The 15,175-nt window shown below is 66.3% G+C and carries 15 protein-coding genes; 4 read left to right on the top strand and 11 right to left on the bottom strand.

Annotation, left to right across the window (positions count from 1 at the left end):
* Positions 1-37: 37 nt before the first annotated feature.
* From FBX97_RS22515 to FBX97_RS22500, 4 genes are all read left to right on the top strand, one after another.
* Positions 38-1,975, top strand: a complete 1,938-nt coding sequence (locus FBX97_RS22515) for a S9 family peptidase (RefSeq protein ID WP_141836784.1) — start codon at positions 38-40, stop codon at positions 1,973-1,975.
* Positions 1,972-6,153 (top strand): DEAD/DEAH box helicase, encoded by a 4,182-nt coding sequence (locus tag FBX97_RS22510; protein ID WP_141836782.1) that lies wholly within the window; start codon positions 1,972-1,974, stop codon positions 6,151-6,153. Before FBX97_RS22515 ends, FBX97_RS22510 begins: the two co-directional genes overlap by 4 nt.
* A 152-nt stretch (positions 6,154-6,305) precedes the next feature.
* Positions 6,306-8,228, top strand: coding sequence for a DUF885 domain-containing protein (locus FBX97_RS22505; protein WP_141836780.1), 1,923 nt, complete (start codon positions 6,306-6,308; stop codon positions 8,226-8,228).
* Positions 8,229-8,337: 109 nt separating this feature from the next.
* Entirely contained in the window at positions 8,338-9,135 is a 798-nt protein-coding gene (locus FBX97_RS22500) for a CsgG/HfaB family protein (RefSeq protein ID WP_141836778.1), read from the top strand.
* Between the two features lie 61 nt (positions 9,136-9,196).
* On the opposite strand, the gene FBX97_RS22495 is transcribed toward FBX97_RS22500, so the two are convergent.
* The 11 genes from FBX97_RS22495 to hisH all read right to left on the bottom strand — a co-directional run bounded on the left by FBX97_RS22495 (position 9,197) and on the right by hisH (position 15,158).
* On the bottom strand, positions 9,197-9,367 hold the full coding sequence (locus FBX97_RS22495) for a PEP-CTERM sorting domain-containing protein (RefSeq protein WP_185748693.1): 171 nt from the start codon (positions 9,365-9,367) through the stop codon (positions 9,197-9,199).
* A complete protein-coding gene (locus tag FBX97_RS22490; RefSeq protein ID WP_141836774.1) occupies positions 9,325-9,723 on the bottom strand; it encodes a hypothetical protein in 399 nt (132 codons plus the stop codon). The genes FBX97_RS22495 and FBX97_RS22490 overlap by 43 nt, the downstream gene beginning before the upstream one ends.
* A gap of 136 nt (positions 9,724-9,859) precedes the next feature.
* Positions 9,860-10,615, bottom strand: a complete 756-nt coding sequence (gene tatC / locus FBX97_RS22485) for a twin-arginine translocase subunit TatC (protein WP_141836772.1) — start codon at positions 10,613-10,615, stop codon at positions 9,860-9,862.
* The gene (tatB, locus tag FBX97_RS22480; RefSeq protein WP_141836770.1) at positions 10,615-11,142 is read right to left on the bottom strand and encodes a Sec-independent protein translocase protein TatB; all 528 of its coding nucleotides are present in this window, start codon (positions 11,140-11,142) and stop codon (positions 10,615-10,617) included. Before tatB ends, tatC begins: the two co-directional genes overlap by 1 nt.
* A 9-nt stretch (positions 11,143-11,151) precedes the next feature.
* Positions 11,152-11,394 carry a Sec-independent protein translocase subunit TatA gene (tatA, locus tag FBX97_RS22475; protein WP_141837140.1) on the bottom strand — a complete coding sequence of 81 codons (243 nt, stop codon included), beginning with the start codon at positions 11,392-11,394 and terminating at the stop codon, positions 11,152-11,154.
* Between the two features lie 123 nt (positions 11,395-11,517).
* Positions 11,518-11,892 (bottom strand): histidine triad nucleotide-binding protein, encoded by a 375-nt coding sequence (locus FBX97_RS22470; RefSeq protein ID WP_141836768.1) that lies wholly within the window; start codon positions 11,890-11,892, stop codon positions 11,518-11,520.
* A gap of 99 nt (positions 11,893-11,991) precedes the next feature.
* Positions 11,992-12,333 carry a phosphoribosyl-ATP diphosphatase gene (locus FBX97_RS22465; RefSeq protein ID WP_141836765.1) on the bottom strand — a complete coding sequence of 114 codons (342 nt, stop codon included), beginning with the start codon at positions 12,331-12,333 and terminating at the stop codon, positions 11,992-11,994.
* Positions 12,330-12,794 (bottom strand): phosphoribosyl-AMP cyclohydrolase, encoded by a 465-nt coding sequence (gene hisI, locus FBX97_RS22460; protein WP_141836763.1) that lies wholly within the window; start codon positions 12,792-12,794, stop codon positions 12,330-12,332. Before hisI ends, FBX97_RS22465 begins: the two co-directional genes overlap by 4 nt.
* Positions 12,795-12,804: 10 nt before the next feature.
* Positions 12,805-13,566 (bottom strand): imidazole glycerol phosphate synthase subunit HisF, encoded by a 762-nt coding sequence (hisF, locus tag FBX97_RS22455; RefSeq protein WP_141836761.1) that lies wholly within the window; start codon positions 13,564-13,566, stop codon positions 12,805-12,807.
* A 130-nt stretch (positions 13,567-13,696) separates the two neighbouring features.
* The gene (hisA, locus tag FBX97_RS22450; protein ID WP_141836759.1) at positions 13,697-14,473 is read right to left on the bottom strand and encodes a 1-(5-phosphoribosyl)-5-[(5-phosphoribosylamino)methylideneamino]imidazole-4-carboxamide isomerase; all 777 of its coding nucleotides are present in this window, start codon (positions 14,471-14,473) and stop codon (positions 13,697-13,699) included.
* A 43-nt stretch (positions 14,474-14,516) separates the two neighbouring features.
* Positions 14,517-15,158, bottom strand: a complete 642-nt coding sequence (gene hisH / locus FBX97_RS22445; RefSeq protein WP_141836757.1) for an imidazole glycerol phosphate synthase subunit HisH — start codon at positions 15,156-15,158, stop codon at positions 14,517-14,519.
* Between the last annotated feature and the right edge of the window lie 17 nt (positions 15,159-15,175).

The raw sequence follows: 15,175 nt of genomic DNA, 5'->3' as shown, positions 1-15,175 counted from the left end.
ATAATGTGTCCCTACCCATCTGCCAGGACCCCATCCCATGCCAGACCCATCCCGCAAACAGGCGCCCTGCGGCACCTGGACTTCCCCGATCACCGCCGACGTGGTTGCCGCCGGCGCCACGCCCCTGTCCTCGGTTGCGCTCGATGGCGGCGACGTCTACTGGCTGGCCGGCCGCGCCAGCGAAGGCGGCCGCACCACGCTGCTGCGCAAGCGCGGCAACAGCGTCACCGAGCTGACCCCGGCGCCGTTCAACGTGCGCACCCGCGTGCACGAGTACGGCGGCGGCGCGCTGCTGGCGGCCGATGGCGTGGTGTGGTTCTCGAATTTTGCCGACAACCGTATTTATCGCATCGGACCCGAGGGCGGCGAGCCGGCGCCGCTCAGCGCCGGCGGCGCGCTGCGCCATGCGGACTTTGTGCTGGACGCGGCACGCCATCGCCTGCTGTCGGTACGCGAAGACCATTCGCAAGGCGCCACCTACCCGGTCAACACGATCTGCGCATTGTCCTTCGATGGCAGCGAGACCGTCCTGGTCGACGGCAACGATTTTTATTCGTCGCCGCGCCTGTCGCCGGACGGCAGCCAGCTGGCCTGGCTGAGTTGGGACCATCCGCGCATGCCCTGGCAGGGCACCGAATTGTGGCTGGCCGATATCGCCGCCGACGGCACGCTGGTGAATGGCCGCCTGATCGCCGGCGGAGAAAACGAATCGGTCGGCCAGCCGGAATGGTCGCCGGGCGGCCTGCTGCACTTCGTGTCCGACCGCAGCGGCTGGTGGAACCTGTACCGCTTCGACCATGGCGTGGTCCATCCTCTGTGCCCGCGCGACGCCGAATTCGGCGGCCCGCACTGGGTGTTCGGCAATGCGATGTACGGTTTCATGTCCGACAGCGAGATCGCCTGCACCTATATCGAGGATGGCGTGAGCCGCCTGGCGCGCCTGGACACCGGCAGCGGCGCACTCACCCCGGTCGACAATCCCTACGAAGAGATCCGCGAACTGCGCGTGCAGGGCACTGCCCTCGCCTTCCTGGGCGGAGCGCCGACCATCGCCACCGAAATCGCGCAAATCGATGCGCGCAGCGGCCAGCGCCAGGTGCTGGCCCGTTCGATCGAGCAGTTGCCGGACATCGGCTACCTGTCGGTCCCGCACAGCATCCGCTACCCCAGCGCCGACGGCCGCACGGCCTACGCCTTTTATTACCCGCCGCAGAACCAGGACGCCGAGCCGCTCCCGGGCGAGCTGCCGCCGCTGATGGTGATCGGCCACGGCGGCCCGACCAGCATGGCCACCAGCACGCTGAAACTGGCGACCCAGTTCTGGACCAGCCGCGGCATCGCCGTGCTCGACGTGAACTACGGCGGCAGCACCGGCTTCGGCCGCGCCTACCGCGACCTGCTGCGTGGCCGGTGGGGCGTGGTCGACGTCGAGGATTGCGTGGCCGGTGCCCAGTATTTAGCTGGCCAGGGCCTGGTCGACCGCGAGCGCCTGGTGATCCGCGGCGGCAGCGCCGGCGGCCTCACCACGCTGTGCGCCCTCGCCTTCCACGACGTGTTCAAGGCCGGCGCCAGCTACTACGGCGTGTCCGATCTGAAGGGGCTGGACGCCGATTCGCACAAGTTCGAATCGCGCTACAACGAATACCTGATCGCCCCCAAGGCGCAGGCCGATGCCGTGTATGCCGAACGCTCGCCGATCAACCACAGCGACAAGCTGGCGCGCCCGATGATCTTCTTCCAGGGCCTGGACGACAAGGTGGTGCCGCCGCCGCAATCCGAGGTGATGGTCGACGCCCTGCGCGCGCGCGGCGTGCCGGTGGCCTACCTGACGCTCGAAGGCGAAGGCCACGGCTTCCGCAAGGCGGACAGCATCGTGCGTACCTTGCAGGCCGAGCTGGTTTTCTATCTGCGCGTCTTCAACATCCCGGTGCCTGAGGATTTGCCGGCGGTCGAGATCGAGAATCTCGCGCAATGAGCGAAGGCACGACCGCAGAGGCATTGCGCGAGCGTGTCGACGCCTGCGATTCGCGCGACAAGCTGATCCTGGCGCTGCTGGCGCTGGCCGGCGAGCCGATGGGCCGGCGCCGCATTCACGAGCATCTGTCGCCGCTCGAGGAAAGCGCGATTGAGGACGACCTGGCCGAGCCGCTGGAACGCCTGCGCGCCGCCGGCCTGGTCGGCGAACTGCCCTCGCGCGGCTACGTGATCGCCCAGGAAGCGGCATGGCCGGCGATCGCCTGGTCGCTGCAGGCGCGCCAGTTCAATGCGCTGCGCGAGGTGTACCAGACGGTGACGCCGCTGCGCACCGACTGGCAGGGCACGCCCATGCTGCGCAGCTACCGCCAGGGCGTGGCGCTGCTGCGCATGGCACTGATCGGCGGCGAAGGACCGAAGACGGTGGCGACGCTGCTCACCGCCTGCCTGCGCTGCCACGAGGCGGCCTACCTGCACCCGCTGGTCGACATCTGCGCGCGCCCCTTCGAACCCGAACTGCTGGAGCGCATCAACGGCGCCGTGCGCGACGACGTGCTGGCGGTGCTGGTCAACCAGGTCCAGCGCGAACCGGCGAACGCCCCGGCGATCCGCCACTACGCCGAAGAAACGGTGGCGCAGGGCGGCGCGTCCATGGGTCTGCGCACCGCGCTGGCCGAACACCTGATCCTGTGCGGCCGCCTGGACGCCGCGCGCGCGCTGCTGCACGACCTCGACGATTCCACTGCCCTGTATTACGTCAGCGTGCTGCAACTGCTGCGCGGCGACGTCGACGACGCCCTGGCCGGCTTCGACAAGGCATTGAAACTGCTGCGGCGCGAGACCGGCAAGCGAAAAGCCGTGTTCGAGGGCATCGGCGGCCACCTGTACGTGACCGCCCTGCTGCGCAGCAGCGACCCGAAGCACCAGAAGGCGCTCGACGGCTACCTCGACGCCGCCACCCGCGCCGTGCAGAGCCACGACACCGCGGTCTACCAGCAGCTGTCGATGCTGCGCCAGATCCGCGGCGGCACCGTCGATGCCGAAGTGCTCCCCTCGCGCAACTGGGAGACCGCCCTGCAGCCGGTGATGTTCCGCGCCCTGCTGCACCACTGGCTCGCGATGCCGCAGCTGGTCGACAAGGCGGCGCTGCTCGAACAGCAGATGACGGTCGCGGAAGCAGCCGGCTTCGACTTCATCGCGGCCCAGATCGGCTCGGTGCTGGGTGCGCTCGGCATGGTCGGCGTGGAAAAGCGCGCCATCGCGCTGCGCCAGCAGCACCGCTTCGTCGACATGGCGCTGTGGTTCGAGCGCGAAGAGCCGTGGGAGCGCCAGCTGAACGCCTTGATCAACCTGCAGCCGGCGGTGAACGTGGAAGTGGTGAAGGAATCGCGCCTGGCCTGGATGATCGCTTACGACGAGCACCTCGGCATCCGTGCGATCGAACCGCGCGAGCAGAAGCGCGACGCCCAGGGCGGCTGGAGCCGCGGCCGCGCCATCGGCCTGAAGCGCCTGGCCGAGGAAGCCGCCGGACTGGATTTCCTGACTGCCCAGGATATCCAGGTGGCGTCCGCCATCGGCGCCCACCGCTACTACAGCGGCACCGGCACCCGCTACGAATTCGACCTCGACCGCGCGGTGGCGGCGCTGGCCGGCCACCCGCTGCTGTTCTGGATGGATGCCGGCACCCGCATCGAACTGCTGCCGGGCGAACCGCAGCTGATGGTGCGCGCCGGCGGTGGCAAGGTCCACATCACGCTGCAGCCGAAACTGGCCGAGCAGCAGGGCGAAGTCGTGGTCACGCGCGAGACGCCGACGCGACTGCGCATCGTGCGCATCCGCGACGAGCACCGCCGCATCGGCGCCATCGTCGGCGACGGCCTGGTGGTGCCGCTCGAAGCCGAACGGCGCGTGCTGCAGGCGATCAGCGCGATCTCCACCGTCGTCACCGTGCAGTCCGACATCGGCGGCAGCCCCGGCGACCTGGAACAGGTGGCGGCCGACCCGCGCCTGCACCTGCACCTGCTGCCCTACCAGCAGGGCTTGCGCATCCGCATCCTGGTGCGCCCGCTGCCCGATGCCGGCCCGTATCTGCGGCCCGGCGACGGTGCCGAGAGCGTGATCGCCGACGTGAACGGCATCCGCATGGAAGCGCGGCGCGACCTGAACGCCGAGCGCGAGGCCGAGCGCCAGCTGATCGCCGATTGCCGCGCGCTGGAAGCCGCCGAGGACGAACATGGCGAGTGGCTGCTGGGCTCGCCGATCGGGTGCCTGGAGCTGCTGGCCGAGCTGCAGGAGTTGCAGGAGCGGGACCCCGGCCGGGTGATCGTCGGCTGGCCCGAAGGCGAGTCCTTCCGCGTGACCAAAAAGGTGAGCTCGAAATCGGTGCGCATCCAGATCCGGCGCGACAAGGACTGGTTCGCGGCCAACGGCGAGGTGCAGGTCGACGAGAATAAAGTGATGGACTTGCGCGACCTGCTGTCGCGCCTGAAGGAAGACCGTTTCATTGCCCTCGGCGACAACCAGTTCCTGGCGCTGACGCACGAACTGCACCGCCGCCTGATGGACCTGTCGGCCTACAGCGATGCCGATGACGAGGCGCTGCGCTTCCACCCGCTGGCCAGCTTCGCGCTGGAAGAGATGGCGCAGGATGCCGGCGAAGTCGATGCCGACGCCGCCTGGCGCAAGCACATCCAGCACATGCAGGAGAATGCCGGTTACCGCCCGCAGCTGCCGTCCACGCTGCAGGCCGAACTGCGCGACTACCAGCTCGAAGGCTTCGAATGGCTGGCGAGATTGGCGCACTGGGGCGTCGGCGCCTGCCTGGCCGACGACATGGGTCTTGGTAAAACGCTGCAGGCGCTGGCGCTGATCCTGTCGCGCGCCCCCGGCGGTCCGACGCTGGTGGTGGCGCCGACCTCGGTGGCGACCAACTGGATGGCGGAAGCCGCGCGCTTCGCGCCGACCCTGAACATCAAATTGTTCGGCAGTGGCGACCGCGCGGCGATGCTGAAGGAGGCCGGCGCCTACGACGTGATCGTCGCCAGCTACGGCCTGCTGCAGCTGGAAGCCGAACGCTTTGCAGGCACGCGCTGGCATACCATCGTGCTCGACGAGGCGCAGGCGATCAAGAATGCGCACACGCGGCGCTCGCAGGCGGTGATGGCGCTGCGCGGCGATTTTAGAATGGTCGCCACCGGCACGCCGCTGGAAAACCACCTGGGCGAGCTGTGGAACCTGTTCAGGTTCATCAATCCGGGCCTGCTCGGCAGCAGCGATCAATTCAACTTGCGCTTCGCCGGCCCGATCGAAAAGGCGCAAGACAAGCGCGCCGAACTGGCGGCGCGCACGCGCCTGCGCCGCCTGACGCAGCCTTTCATCTTGCGCCGTACCAAGTCGCAGGTACTATCGGAGCTGCCGCCGCGTACCGAGATCGTGCTGCCGGTGGAACTGAGCCAGGAAGAGACGGCGCTGTACGAATCGCTGCGCCGCGAAGCGCTGGACCGGCTGGCCACGCTGGAGGCCCCGCAGAGCCAGAAGCAGATCCAGATCCTGGCCGAGATGATGAAGCTGCGCCGCGCCTGCTGCAATCCGCAGCTAGTGGCGCCCGACAGCGGTATCCGCAGCAGCAAGCTGGAAACCTTCGCGCGCCTGCTTGATGAACTGCTGGAGAACCGCCACAAGGCGCTGGTGTTCAGCCAGTTCGTCGACCACCTGACCCTGATCCGCAAGCATCTGGACGAACGCGGCATCCGCTATCAATACCTGGATGGCGCCACCCCGATGCAGGAACGTAAACGCCGCGTGGACGCCTTCCAGGCCGGCGACGGCGACCTGTTCCTGATTTCGCTGAAGGCGGGCGGCGTCGGCATCAACCTGACCGCGGCGGATTATGTGATCCACATGGACCCGTGGTGGAATCCGGCGGTCGAAGACCAGGCCTCGGACCGCGCCCACCGCATGGGCCAGCAGCGCCCGGTGACGATCTACCGCCTGGTGGCGCGCCACACGATCGAGGAAGGCATCGTCGACCTGCACCGCCACAAGCGCGACCTGGCCGACAGCCTGCTCGAAGGCAGCGACCTGGCCGCGCGCATGTCGCCCGCCGACATGCTGGCCATGCTGCAGGCCGGCCTCTCGGGGAGCCGCCCGGCCTCTATCGCGGACTGGCAATCCATGTGATGATTGGCCTTTTGCAGGAACCGGTCGCCAATCGTGACGTATTGTTTCAAGGTTCCGCAGGGCCGGCGAATGGTGCTAACCTGTCGCCCCGCCGCCTGCCTCGCCGGTGGGGGCGCCATCTGGCCCTTTCTCTTTATCAGGCAGACAGATCAATGAAGACATCCAAACTCGCGCTTGCCGTCCTGCTGGCCAGCGTCGCGCTGGCGCCGGTCCAGGCGCGTCCTTCCAAGGCGGCCAAGGCCAAGCCCGCCAGCAGCGCCAAGGCCAAAGCATCGGCCAAAGCCAAACCGGGCAAGACCGCCAAGGCTGCCAAGGCGGCCGCCGTCGCGGCGCCGGTTGCCGCCGCGGCAGCGGCAGCCAGCGCCGACACCCCCACTGCACCCGCCGCCCCCGCGATTTCGCAGAACCGCAACGACCGTTTCATGGACACGCTGTCGATGCAGTTCCTGACCGCGCTGTGGCGCGTCGATCCCGAGAGCGGCATCTACGTCGGCAAGTTCGACGCCGCCGCCAAGCTGACCCTTCCCGACGTCGCCACCCGCACCCGGCAGCTCGCCTTTATCGACGAGTGGCTCGACAAGTTCGGCAAGCTGAATGCCGACAAGCTCTCGCCCAACCAGCGCACCGACCTGGCGCTGCTGTTGAATAAACTGCGCGCCGACCGCTGGCGCCTGACCACCCTGCGCGAGTTCGAGTGGAACCCGGCGCAGTACAACGTGGCCCAGCCGCTCGACCTGATCCTGAATACGGAATACGCCGCCAAGCCGCAGCGCCTGCGCACCATCCTGAAGCGCCTGGCCGACGTGCCGGCGTACTACCAGGCGGCGCGGGGCACGATCGTCAACCCGACGCACGAACATACCCGCCTCGCGCTCGAGCAGGCACCGGGTACGCTGGTGGTGCTGGCGGACCTCGGCAAGGCGGCCCAGGAATCGATCCTGTCGGCACAGGAAAAGACGATCTTCGCGCAGCGCATCGCGAATGCCGGCAGCGCGGTGCTGGGCTGGGTCGACTACCTGAACGACCTCGATCGGTCGCAGGTGCAGATGCAGCGCGGCCGCTCCTTCCGCATCGGCAAGGCCCTGTACGAGCAGAAGTTCGCATTCGAGATCCAGTCCGCCAGCAGCGCCGAGCAAACCTACCGCAAGGCCCTGGCCGCGCGCGAAGAACTGCTCACGCGCATGGACGGCCTGGCCGACGGGTTGTGGGACAAGACGATGGGCCGCACCGCCAAGCCGCAGGACCGCTATAAAAAGATCGGCATGGTGATCGACCGCCTGTCGCTGCAGCACACGACGCCGGCCAACTTCCTGCCCGAGATCCGGCGCCAGATCCCGCAGCTGCAGGAGTACGTCATCAGGAACAACCTGGTGACGATCGACCCCAGCAAACCGCTGGTGGTGCGCGAGACCCCGCTGTACCAGCGCGGCGTGGCCGGCGCCAGCATCGATGCGCCGGGTCCCTACCGTCCGAAGGACAAGACCTATTACAACGTCACGCCGCTGGACGGCTTGAGCCCGGCACAGGCAGAGAGCAGCCTGCGCGAGTACAACAACTGGATGCTGCAGATCCTGAACATCCACGAGGCGATCCCGGGCCACTACACCCAGCTGATGAACGCCAACCGTTCGCCCTCGCTGGTGAAGGCGCTGTTCGGCAACGGTGCGATGGTCGAAGGCTGGGCCGTGTATGGCGAACGCATGATGCTGGAGTCGGGCTATGGCGACAACGCGCCGGAGCTGTGGCTGATGTGGTGCAAGTGGAACCTGCGCAGCGTCTCGAATACCATCCTCGACTACAGCGTGCACGTGCTGGGCATGACGCGCGAACAGGCGCTCGACCTGCTGGTGCGCCAGGCCTTCCAGACGCCGCAGGAAGCCGCCGAAAAATGGAAGCGTGCGCAGCTGTCGTCGGTGCAGCTGACCAGCTATTTCAGCGGCTACAGCGACATCATGGATTTGCGCGAACGGCGCAAGCAGCAGCTGGGCGACAAGTTCGACCTGAAGGCCTTCCACGACCAGTTCCTGGGCTACGGGAATGCGCCGGTCAGCGTGATCGGGCAGCTGATGCAATAAAACGAGGGACCCGTGGGTCCCTTTTTTCCATTCATTGCGTGCTCACAAGGGCAGCAGCCGCACCCGGCCTTACGATGGCGTGTTTCCATTAAGAAAGGAATCCGCCATCATGCCACGCCCATCCCTGCTGTTGCTCCTGCCGCTCGCCCTGCTGTCCGCCTGCTCCACCCCGCCGAATATCGGCGCCGCCGGCGCCAAGACCGTTGCCACCGGCGCCGCCGCCGGCGCCACCTCGATCGGCGCCAGCAGCCAGCTCGAGCACTGCGACCGCTCGCTCGGCACGCTCGCCATCGTCGAGGAGTCGAACCAGCCCTGGGTGCACCAGCTGACGGCGCAATACCGTACCCAGAGCACGGTGCCGCTGCTGCGCATGATCATCCAGCAATCGAACTGCTTCGCGGTCGTCGAGCGCGGCCAGGCGATGCGCCAGATGCAGGGCGAACGCCAACTGATGGCGTCAGGCGAGCTGCGCAAAACCAGCAACATCGGCAAGGGCCAGATGGTCGCCGCCGACTACACGCTGACGCCGTCGATCACCTTCACCCAGGGCGGCGCCAGCGGCGTCAGCGGCCTGCTCGGCGGGCGCATCGGTGCGGTTGCCTCGCTGGTGGGCGGCTCGCTCAAATCCAACGAAGCCTCGACCATGCTGCTGCTGACCGACAACCGCTCCGGCCTGCAGTTGTCGGCCGCCGAGGGCAGCGCGCGCAACTGGGACATGGGGGCGATGGGCGCCTTCTTCCGCCACGGCTTCGGCGGTGCGAACGGCTTCAGCAATACACCGGAAGGCAAGCTGCTGGCCGCCTCGTTCATGGATTCGTACAACCAGATGGTGAAAGCGGTGCGCGCCTACAAGCCGCAGTCGGTCGATGGCGGGCTCGGCAACGGTGGCCTGTTGCGCACTAATTGATACCCTCGACGGACCATGCAAAACGGCGCCCGCGGGCGCCGTTGTCGTTGGCGGGCTGCGCTCAGCGCCGCGCGGCACGGCGGCGCCGTACCAGCGCCATGCCGAGCAGGCCGGCACCCAGCAGGCCGACCGACAGCGGTTCCGGTACGTCCGCGGTGGCATCGGCAGCGCTGATGCGGAACGCGTAATTCACGTAGGGATACGGGTCCGCACCCTGGTAATAATGGTCCATGACCATGGCCGAGGCATCGTGCCAGCGTCGTACACACCTGGTGCGCCGCCGTCTTGCGTGTAATCCTGGGCAAAGATATGCGGCGCGAAACCGGACTCGTCATACCAGGCCTGGTAATCGATGGTGGCGGCGTCGCGGCCGGCCGTCGAGATCACGTAATCACCGGGATTGCCGCCGAACAGGGCAGCGGCGGCTTGCTGGCCGGTGTACAGCTGCGGCAGTTCTGGCGCGGCATAATACGGACCGCTGTACAGGTTCCAGGACCCGGCGAACAGCGGTGAGTTGGACGCGATCGCGCCTGCGCTCAACACGCCAGCGACCAGGCCAAGGAAAAACGTGGGTTTGATCAGCTTCATAGTATCTCCGACTCGTTACGGGAATACTATGAAGCAATAATGATGCCTACTGGAAAATATTTTTCAAAATCAATAGCTTGCTTGAAGGCATCTAAGCAAACGGCAAGCTTTTGTAAGATTTTCCGACAGGCAAAATTCAGGCATGTTCCTGCGGCGCCTGGCTGACACGCACGAATACCGGCGCCAGTAGCAGTCCCAGTTCGAACAGCAGGCACATCGGCACTGCCAGGGCCAGCATGCTGACCGCATCCGGCGGCGTGACCACGGCGGCGATGGCAAAGGCGCCGACGATCGCATACGGACGGATCGAGCGCAGCTTTTCGACGCTGACGATGCCCATGCGCACCAGGATCACGACCACCACCGGCACCTCGAAGGTGGCGCCGAAGGCCAGGCACATCGACATCACGAAATCGAGATAGTTCTCGATGTCCGGCATGACCGCGATCGAGGCCGGCGCGAAATTGGCGATGAAGTGGAACACGCGGCCGAACACGAAGAAGTAGCAGAACGCCACCCCGGCCATGAACAGCAGCGACGACGAGATCACCAGCGGCAGCACCAGCCGCTTTTCGTGGGCGTACAGGCCGGGCGCGATGAAGGCCCAGGCCTGGTAGAACACCCAGGGCAGCGACAGGATCAGGGCCAGCACCAGCGTCACCTTCATCGGCACCAGGAAAGGTGCGGTGACGCCGGTGGCGATCATCTTGGCGCCCGCGGGCAGCGAGGCCAGCATCGGCGCGGCCAGGTAATCGTAGATTTCCGCCGCACCGGGCCATGAGAACAGCGCGGCGCAGACGATCGCCACGCCGATCGCAGCCTTGACCAGGCGGTCACGCAGCTCGACCAGGTGGGAAATGAATGTTTCTTCGCCCGAGGCTTCTTGGGTCATCAGAAAAAGGATGTGTTGGATTTGACGCCGGGGCGGAATTTCCGGACGCGTGCGGCGCCGGACAGCACGTGCTGCCGCGTTCCCTGGCGATTCTTGAACCAGGCCGGCACGTTCGAGGTGCGCACCAGCTTCTTGCGCCGGAATTCGCGCGCCTTGCGCTCGATGTCGTCCTGCGATACGTAGCTCGGTGCCGGCTCGGTGGATGCCGATGCGCCGTGGTCGTCACCGCGCCAGGCCGCTTCGACCTCGCCCATGTGCGACGACACCGTGTCCTCGACGTCGGTCTTGAAGGTATCGACGCCGGACTTGAAGCTGTGCGCGCTTTCCTGCACTTCCTTGTGCAGGTTGCGCAGCTCTTCCATCTCGATCTCGCGCGACACCTCGGTCTTCACCTGTGCCAGGTAGCGCTGGGCACGGCCGTACAGCGTCCCGGCCATGCGGGCCACCTTCGGCAGTTTTTCCGGCCCGATGACGACCAGCGCCACCGCGCCGATCACGGCGAGTTTGGTAAGACCGAGATCGATCATGGTGCCGGATCAGAAGCGGCTTTTTTCGCGGGTCTCGACGTCGATGGTGCCCTTGTCGGCCACCTGTTGCGGCGGGACCGGGGTCTGGGTGGTCGTGGTGCCGGGCTTGTCTTCATCGCCCTTCACGCCATCCTTGAAGCCCTTGACGGCCTTGCCCAGGTCCGAGCCGGCGTTTTTCAGCTTGCCGGTGCCAAAAATGATCACCACGACGACCAGCAGGATCACCCAGTGCCAAATACTCAATCCACCCATCATTTTCTCCTTGCCGGGCAAGTGCCCGATATGCGTGCAGCAAAGTCCTTGCTTTCACGCGCAGTATAAGCCATGCAGGGCAGGAACGCCCTCTTTCCAACCGTAAATATGACCCGCGGCGCCTCAGGTACCCAGGCCGCGCCACGGACGCTTGCCGCCATACACGTGCAGGTGCAGGTGATACACCTCCTGCCCGCCGTCCGGGCCGACATTGAACAGGGTCTTGTAGCCCCCGCTGCGTTGTCCGTCCGCATCCTGCTGGACGGCAATGCCATGTTCGGCAGCCAGTTTCGGCGCCAGCGCCAGCATCCGGCCCAGCAGCGGCGCATGGGCGTCGGTGCAGTCGGAGAGCGAGGCCACGTGCTGTTTCGGAATCACCAGCAGGTGCACCGGCGCGGCCGGGTTGATGTCCTTGAACGCGAGCAATTCGTCGTCTTCGTACACCACGCTCGCCGGAATCTGCTTCGCGGCGATCTTGCAGAAAATGCAGTTATCCATAGTCTCTCCAAAAGCTTATCTTGTGGCGGCCCCACCTCTCCACAAGAGACGGGCGCGTTAGTCTATCCGGCCGGCATGACGGCAGCGTGACGTGGCGGGTCAGTCCGCCGGACGCGCTGCCTTTTCGGCGATACCGGACACGCCTTCGCGGCGCGCCAGCTCATCGATCACCTGCTGCGGCGTCAAACCGAAGCGCGCCAGCAGCACCATCGAATGGAACCACAGGTCGGCGGTTTCGTACAGCAGCTTGGATGGGTCGGCGCCGGCGCGCACGTCCTTGGCCGCCATCACGGTCTCGACCGCTTCTTCGCCGATCTTTTTCAGGATCGCGTCGTCGCCCTTGGCGAACAGTTTCGCCACGTAGGAAGTGGCAGGGTCGCCGCCGTGCTCCGGCTTGCGCGACTCGATCACGGCTGCCAGTTGGTCCAGGTTGAAGCTCATGTGTCCTTCTTTGGCTGCGTTTTCTTCGGGTGCGCTTTTTTCGCATCCGTATAAATGGTGGCAGGGTCCTGCAGCACCGGCTCGACGCTGTGCCAGTCGCCGTTGTCGAACTTCTGGAAGAAGCACGAGTGGCGTCCGGTATGGCAGGCGATGCCGCCCGCCTGCTCCACCTTCAGCAGCACCACGTCTTCGTCGCAGTCGAGGCGGATCTCCAGCACTTTCTGGACGTGGCCGGACTCTTCGCCCTTGTGCCACAGTTTCTTGCGCGAGCGGCTCCAGTACACCGCTTCGCCCAGCTCGACGGTCTTGGCCAGGGCCTCGCGGTTCATCCAGGCGAACATCAGGATGTCGCCGCTGCCCGCTTCCTGGGCGATCACCGGCACCAGGCCGTGTTCGTCCCACTTGATTTTCTTGAGCCAGGGTTGGCCGGGGATCGATGGGGTCGTGGTCGGGGTTGCCATGTGTTCTCTGTCAGTCCAGGCGCATCGGAATGCCGCGATCGGCCATGAAGCGCTTGGCTTCACCGACCGTGTGCTGCCCGTAGTGGAAAATGCTCGCGGCCAGCACCGCATCGGCGTGGCCTTGCAGGACGCCGTCGGCCAGGCAGCTCAGTCCGCCGACGCCGCCCGAGGCGATGACCGGGATGCCGACCGCGTCCGACACGGCGCGCGTCAGGCCCAGGTCGAATCCGGATTTGGTGCCGTCGCGGTCCATGGAAGTGAGCAGCAGCTCGCCGGCGCCCAGGCTTTCCATCTTGCGCGCCCACTCCACCGCGTCCAGCCCGGTCGGGTTGCGCCCGCCGTGGGTGAATACTTCCCATTTGCCGGGCGCGACCTGCTTGGCGTCGATCGCCACCACGATGCACTGCGAGCCGTGCTTCTGGGAGGCGTCGAATACCAGCTGCGGGTTGGTGACGGCCGAGGTATTCATCGAGACCTTGTCGGCGCCGGCATTCAGCAGCCGCCGCACGTCCTCGACCTTGCGCACGCCGCCACCCACGGTCAGCGGGATGAACACGGTCGAGGCCACCGCCTCGATGATCGGCAGGATCAGGTCGCGGCCGTCGCTGGATGCCGTGATGTCGAGGAAGGTGATCTCGTCCGCACCCTGGCCGTCGTAGCGGCGGGCGATCTCGACCGGGTCACCGGCGTCGCGCAGCTCGGTGAAATTGATGCCCTTGACGACGCGGCCGCCGGTAACGTCGAGGCAGGGGATGATGCGTTTTGCGAGCATATGAATTAAGTGTTTGCCTCAAACCGTCGTCCCTGCGAAGGCAGGGACCCAAGTTCTGCCGGCATCTCGACGGCGCGTGCAACTTGGGCCCCTGCCTACGCAGGGGCGACGTTGGTTAGGTGTCGGCTGATTAAGCCTGCGCCCCTTCGGTCAGCACATCCGCACGCTCCTGCGCGCTGGACAGATCCAGCGTGCCCTCGTAGATCGAGCGGCCGCAGATCACGCCTTCGATGCCTTCGTCCTGCACCGCGCACAGCGCTTCGACGTCGGCCAGGTTGTGCACGCCGCCCGATGCGATGATCGGGATGCGCACCGCCTGGGCCAGCTTGACGGTGGCGTCGATGTTCACGCCGCCCATCATGCCGTCGCGGCCGATGTCGGTGTAGACGATCGATTCCACGCCGTAGCCTTCGAACTTCTTGGCCAGGTCGATGACTTCGTGGCCGGACATCTTGCTCCAGCCGTCGGTGGCAACCTTGCCGTCCTTGGCGTCCAGGCCGACGATGATCGAGCCCGGGAAGGCGCCGCAGGCATCGTGCAGGAAGCCCGGGTTTTTCACCGCGGCGGTGCCGACGATGATGTAGGTGATGCCGTCGTCCAGGTAGCGCTCGATGGTGTCGAGGTCGCGGATGCCGCCGCCGAGCTGGACCGGGATCTCGTCCAGGCCGTTGTCGTCGGCATACTCCTGCACGACTTGCAGGATCGACTTGATCGCCGCTTCGTTCTTCGGCTTGCCCGCGAACGCGCCGTTCAGGTCGACCAGGTGCAGCCGGCGCGCACCCTTCTTGAGCCAGTGCAGCGCCATCTCGGCGGGATCTTCGGAAAACACGGTGGCGAGGTCCATATCGCCTTGTTTCAGGCGAACGCAGTGACCGTCTTTCAGGTCGATGGCGGGGATCAGCAGCATGGTCGTTGTCGGTTGGTTGACGGGGTAAAAAGAACGCGGACGTTCAGGGATTCCAGTGGATGAAATTACGGTACAGGCGCAGCCCGGCGGCGGCGCTCTTTTCGGGGTGGAACTGGGTCGCGACGATGTTGTCCCGGCCGACGGCGCAGCAATAGGGCGCGCCATAGTCGGCTTCGCCGATGGTGTCTTCGGGATTCGCCGGTGCCGCGTAATAGCTGTGCACGAAGTAGAACCAGGCGCCGTCCTCGACGCCTTCCCACAGCGGGTGCGCGCGGGTCTGGCGCACGCGGTTCCAGCCCATCTGCGGGATCTTGAAGCGCGAACCGTCGGCCTGCAGCTTGCCGTCCAGCCGGAAGCGCACGACTTGGCCGGGCAGCAGGCCCAGGCCCGGCGTGCCTTCGTTTTCCTCGCTCGATTCGAACAGCATCTGCTCGCCCACGCACACGCCCATCACCGGACGCGTCTTCATGGCGCGCAGCACGGCATCCTCGGCGCCGGATTCGCGCAGGCTGCGCATGCAGTCGCGCATCGCGCCCTGGCCCGGCAGGACCACCCGGTCGGCCGCATCGATGTCGGCCGCGGCGTGGGAGACCAGCACATCGGCTTCCGGTGCGGCCGCGCGCAGCGCCTGCACCACGGAACGCAGGTTGCCCATGCCGTCGACCACAACAATCTTGTTCGTCATTGTGTGATGTCCGCCGC

Source organism: Herbaspirillum sp. SJZ107, assembly GCF_006715485.1.
Lineage (GTDB): Bacteria > Pseudomonadota > Gammaproteobacteria > Burkholderiales > Burkholderiaceae_D > Telluria.
Note: the sequence above shows the minus strand (reverse complement) of the source record. Positions and strands in the feature narration are given on the sequence as shown.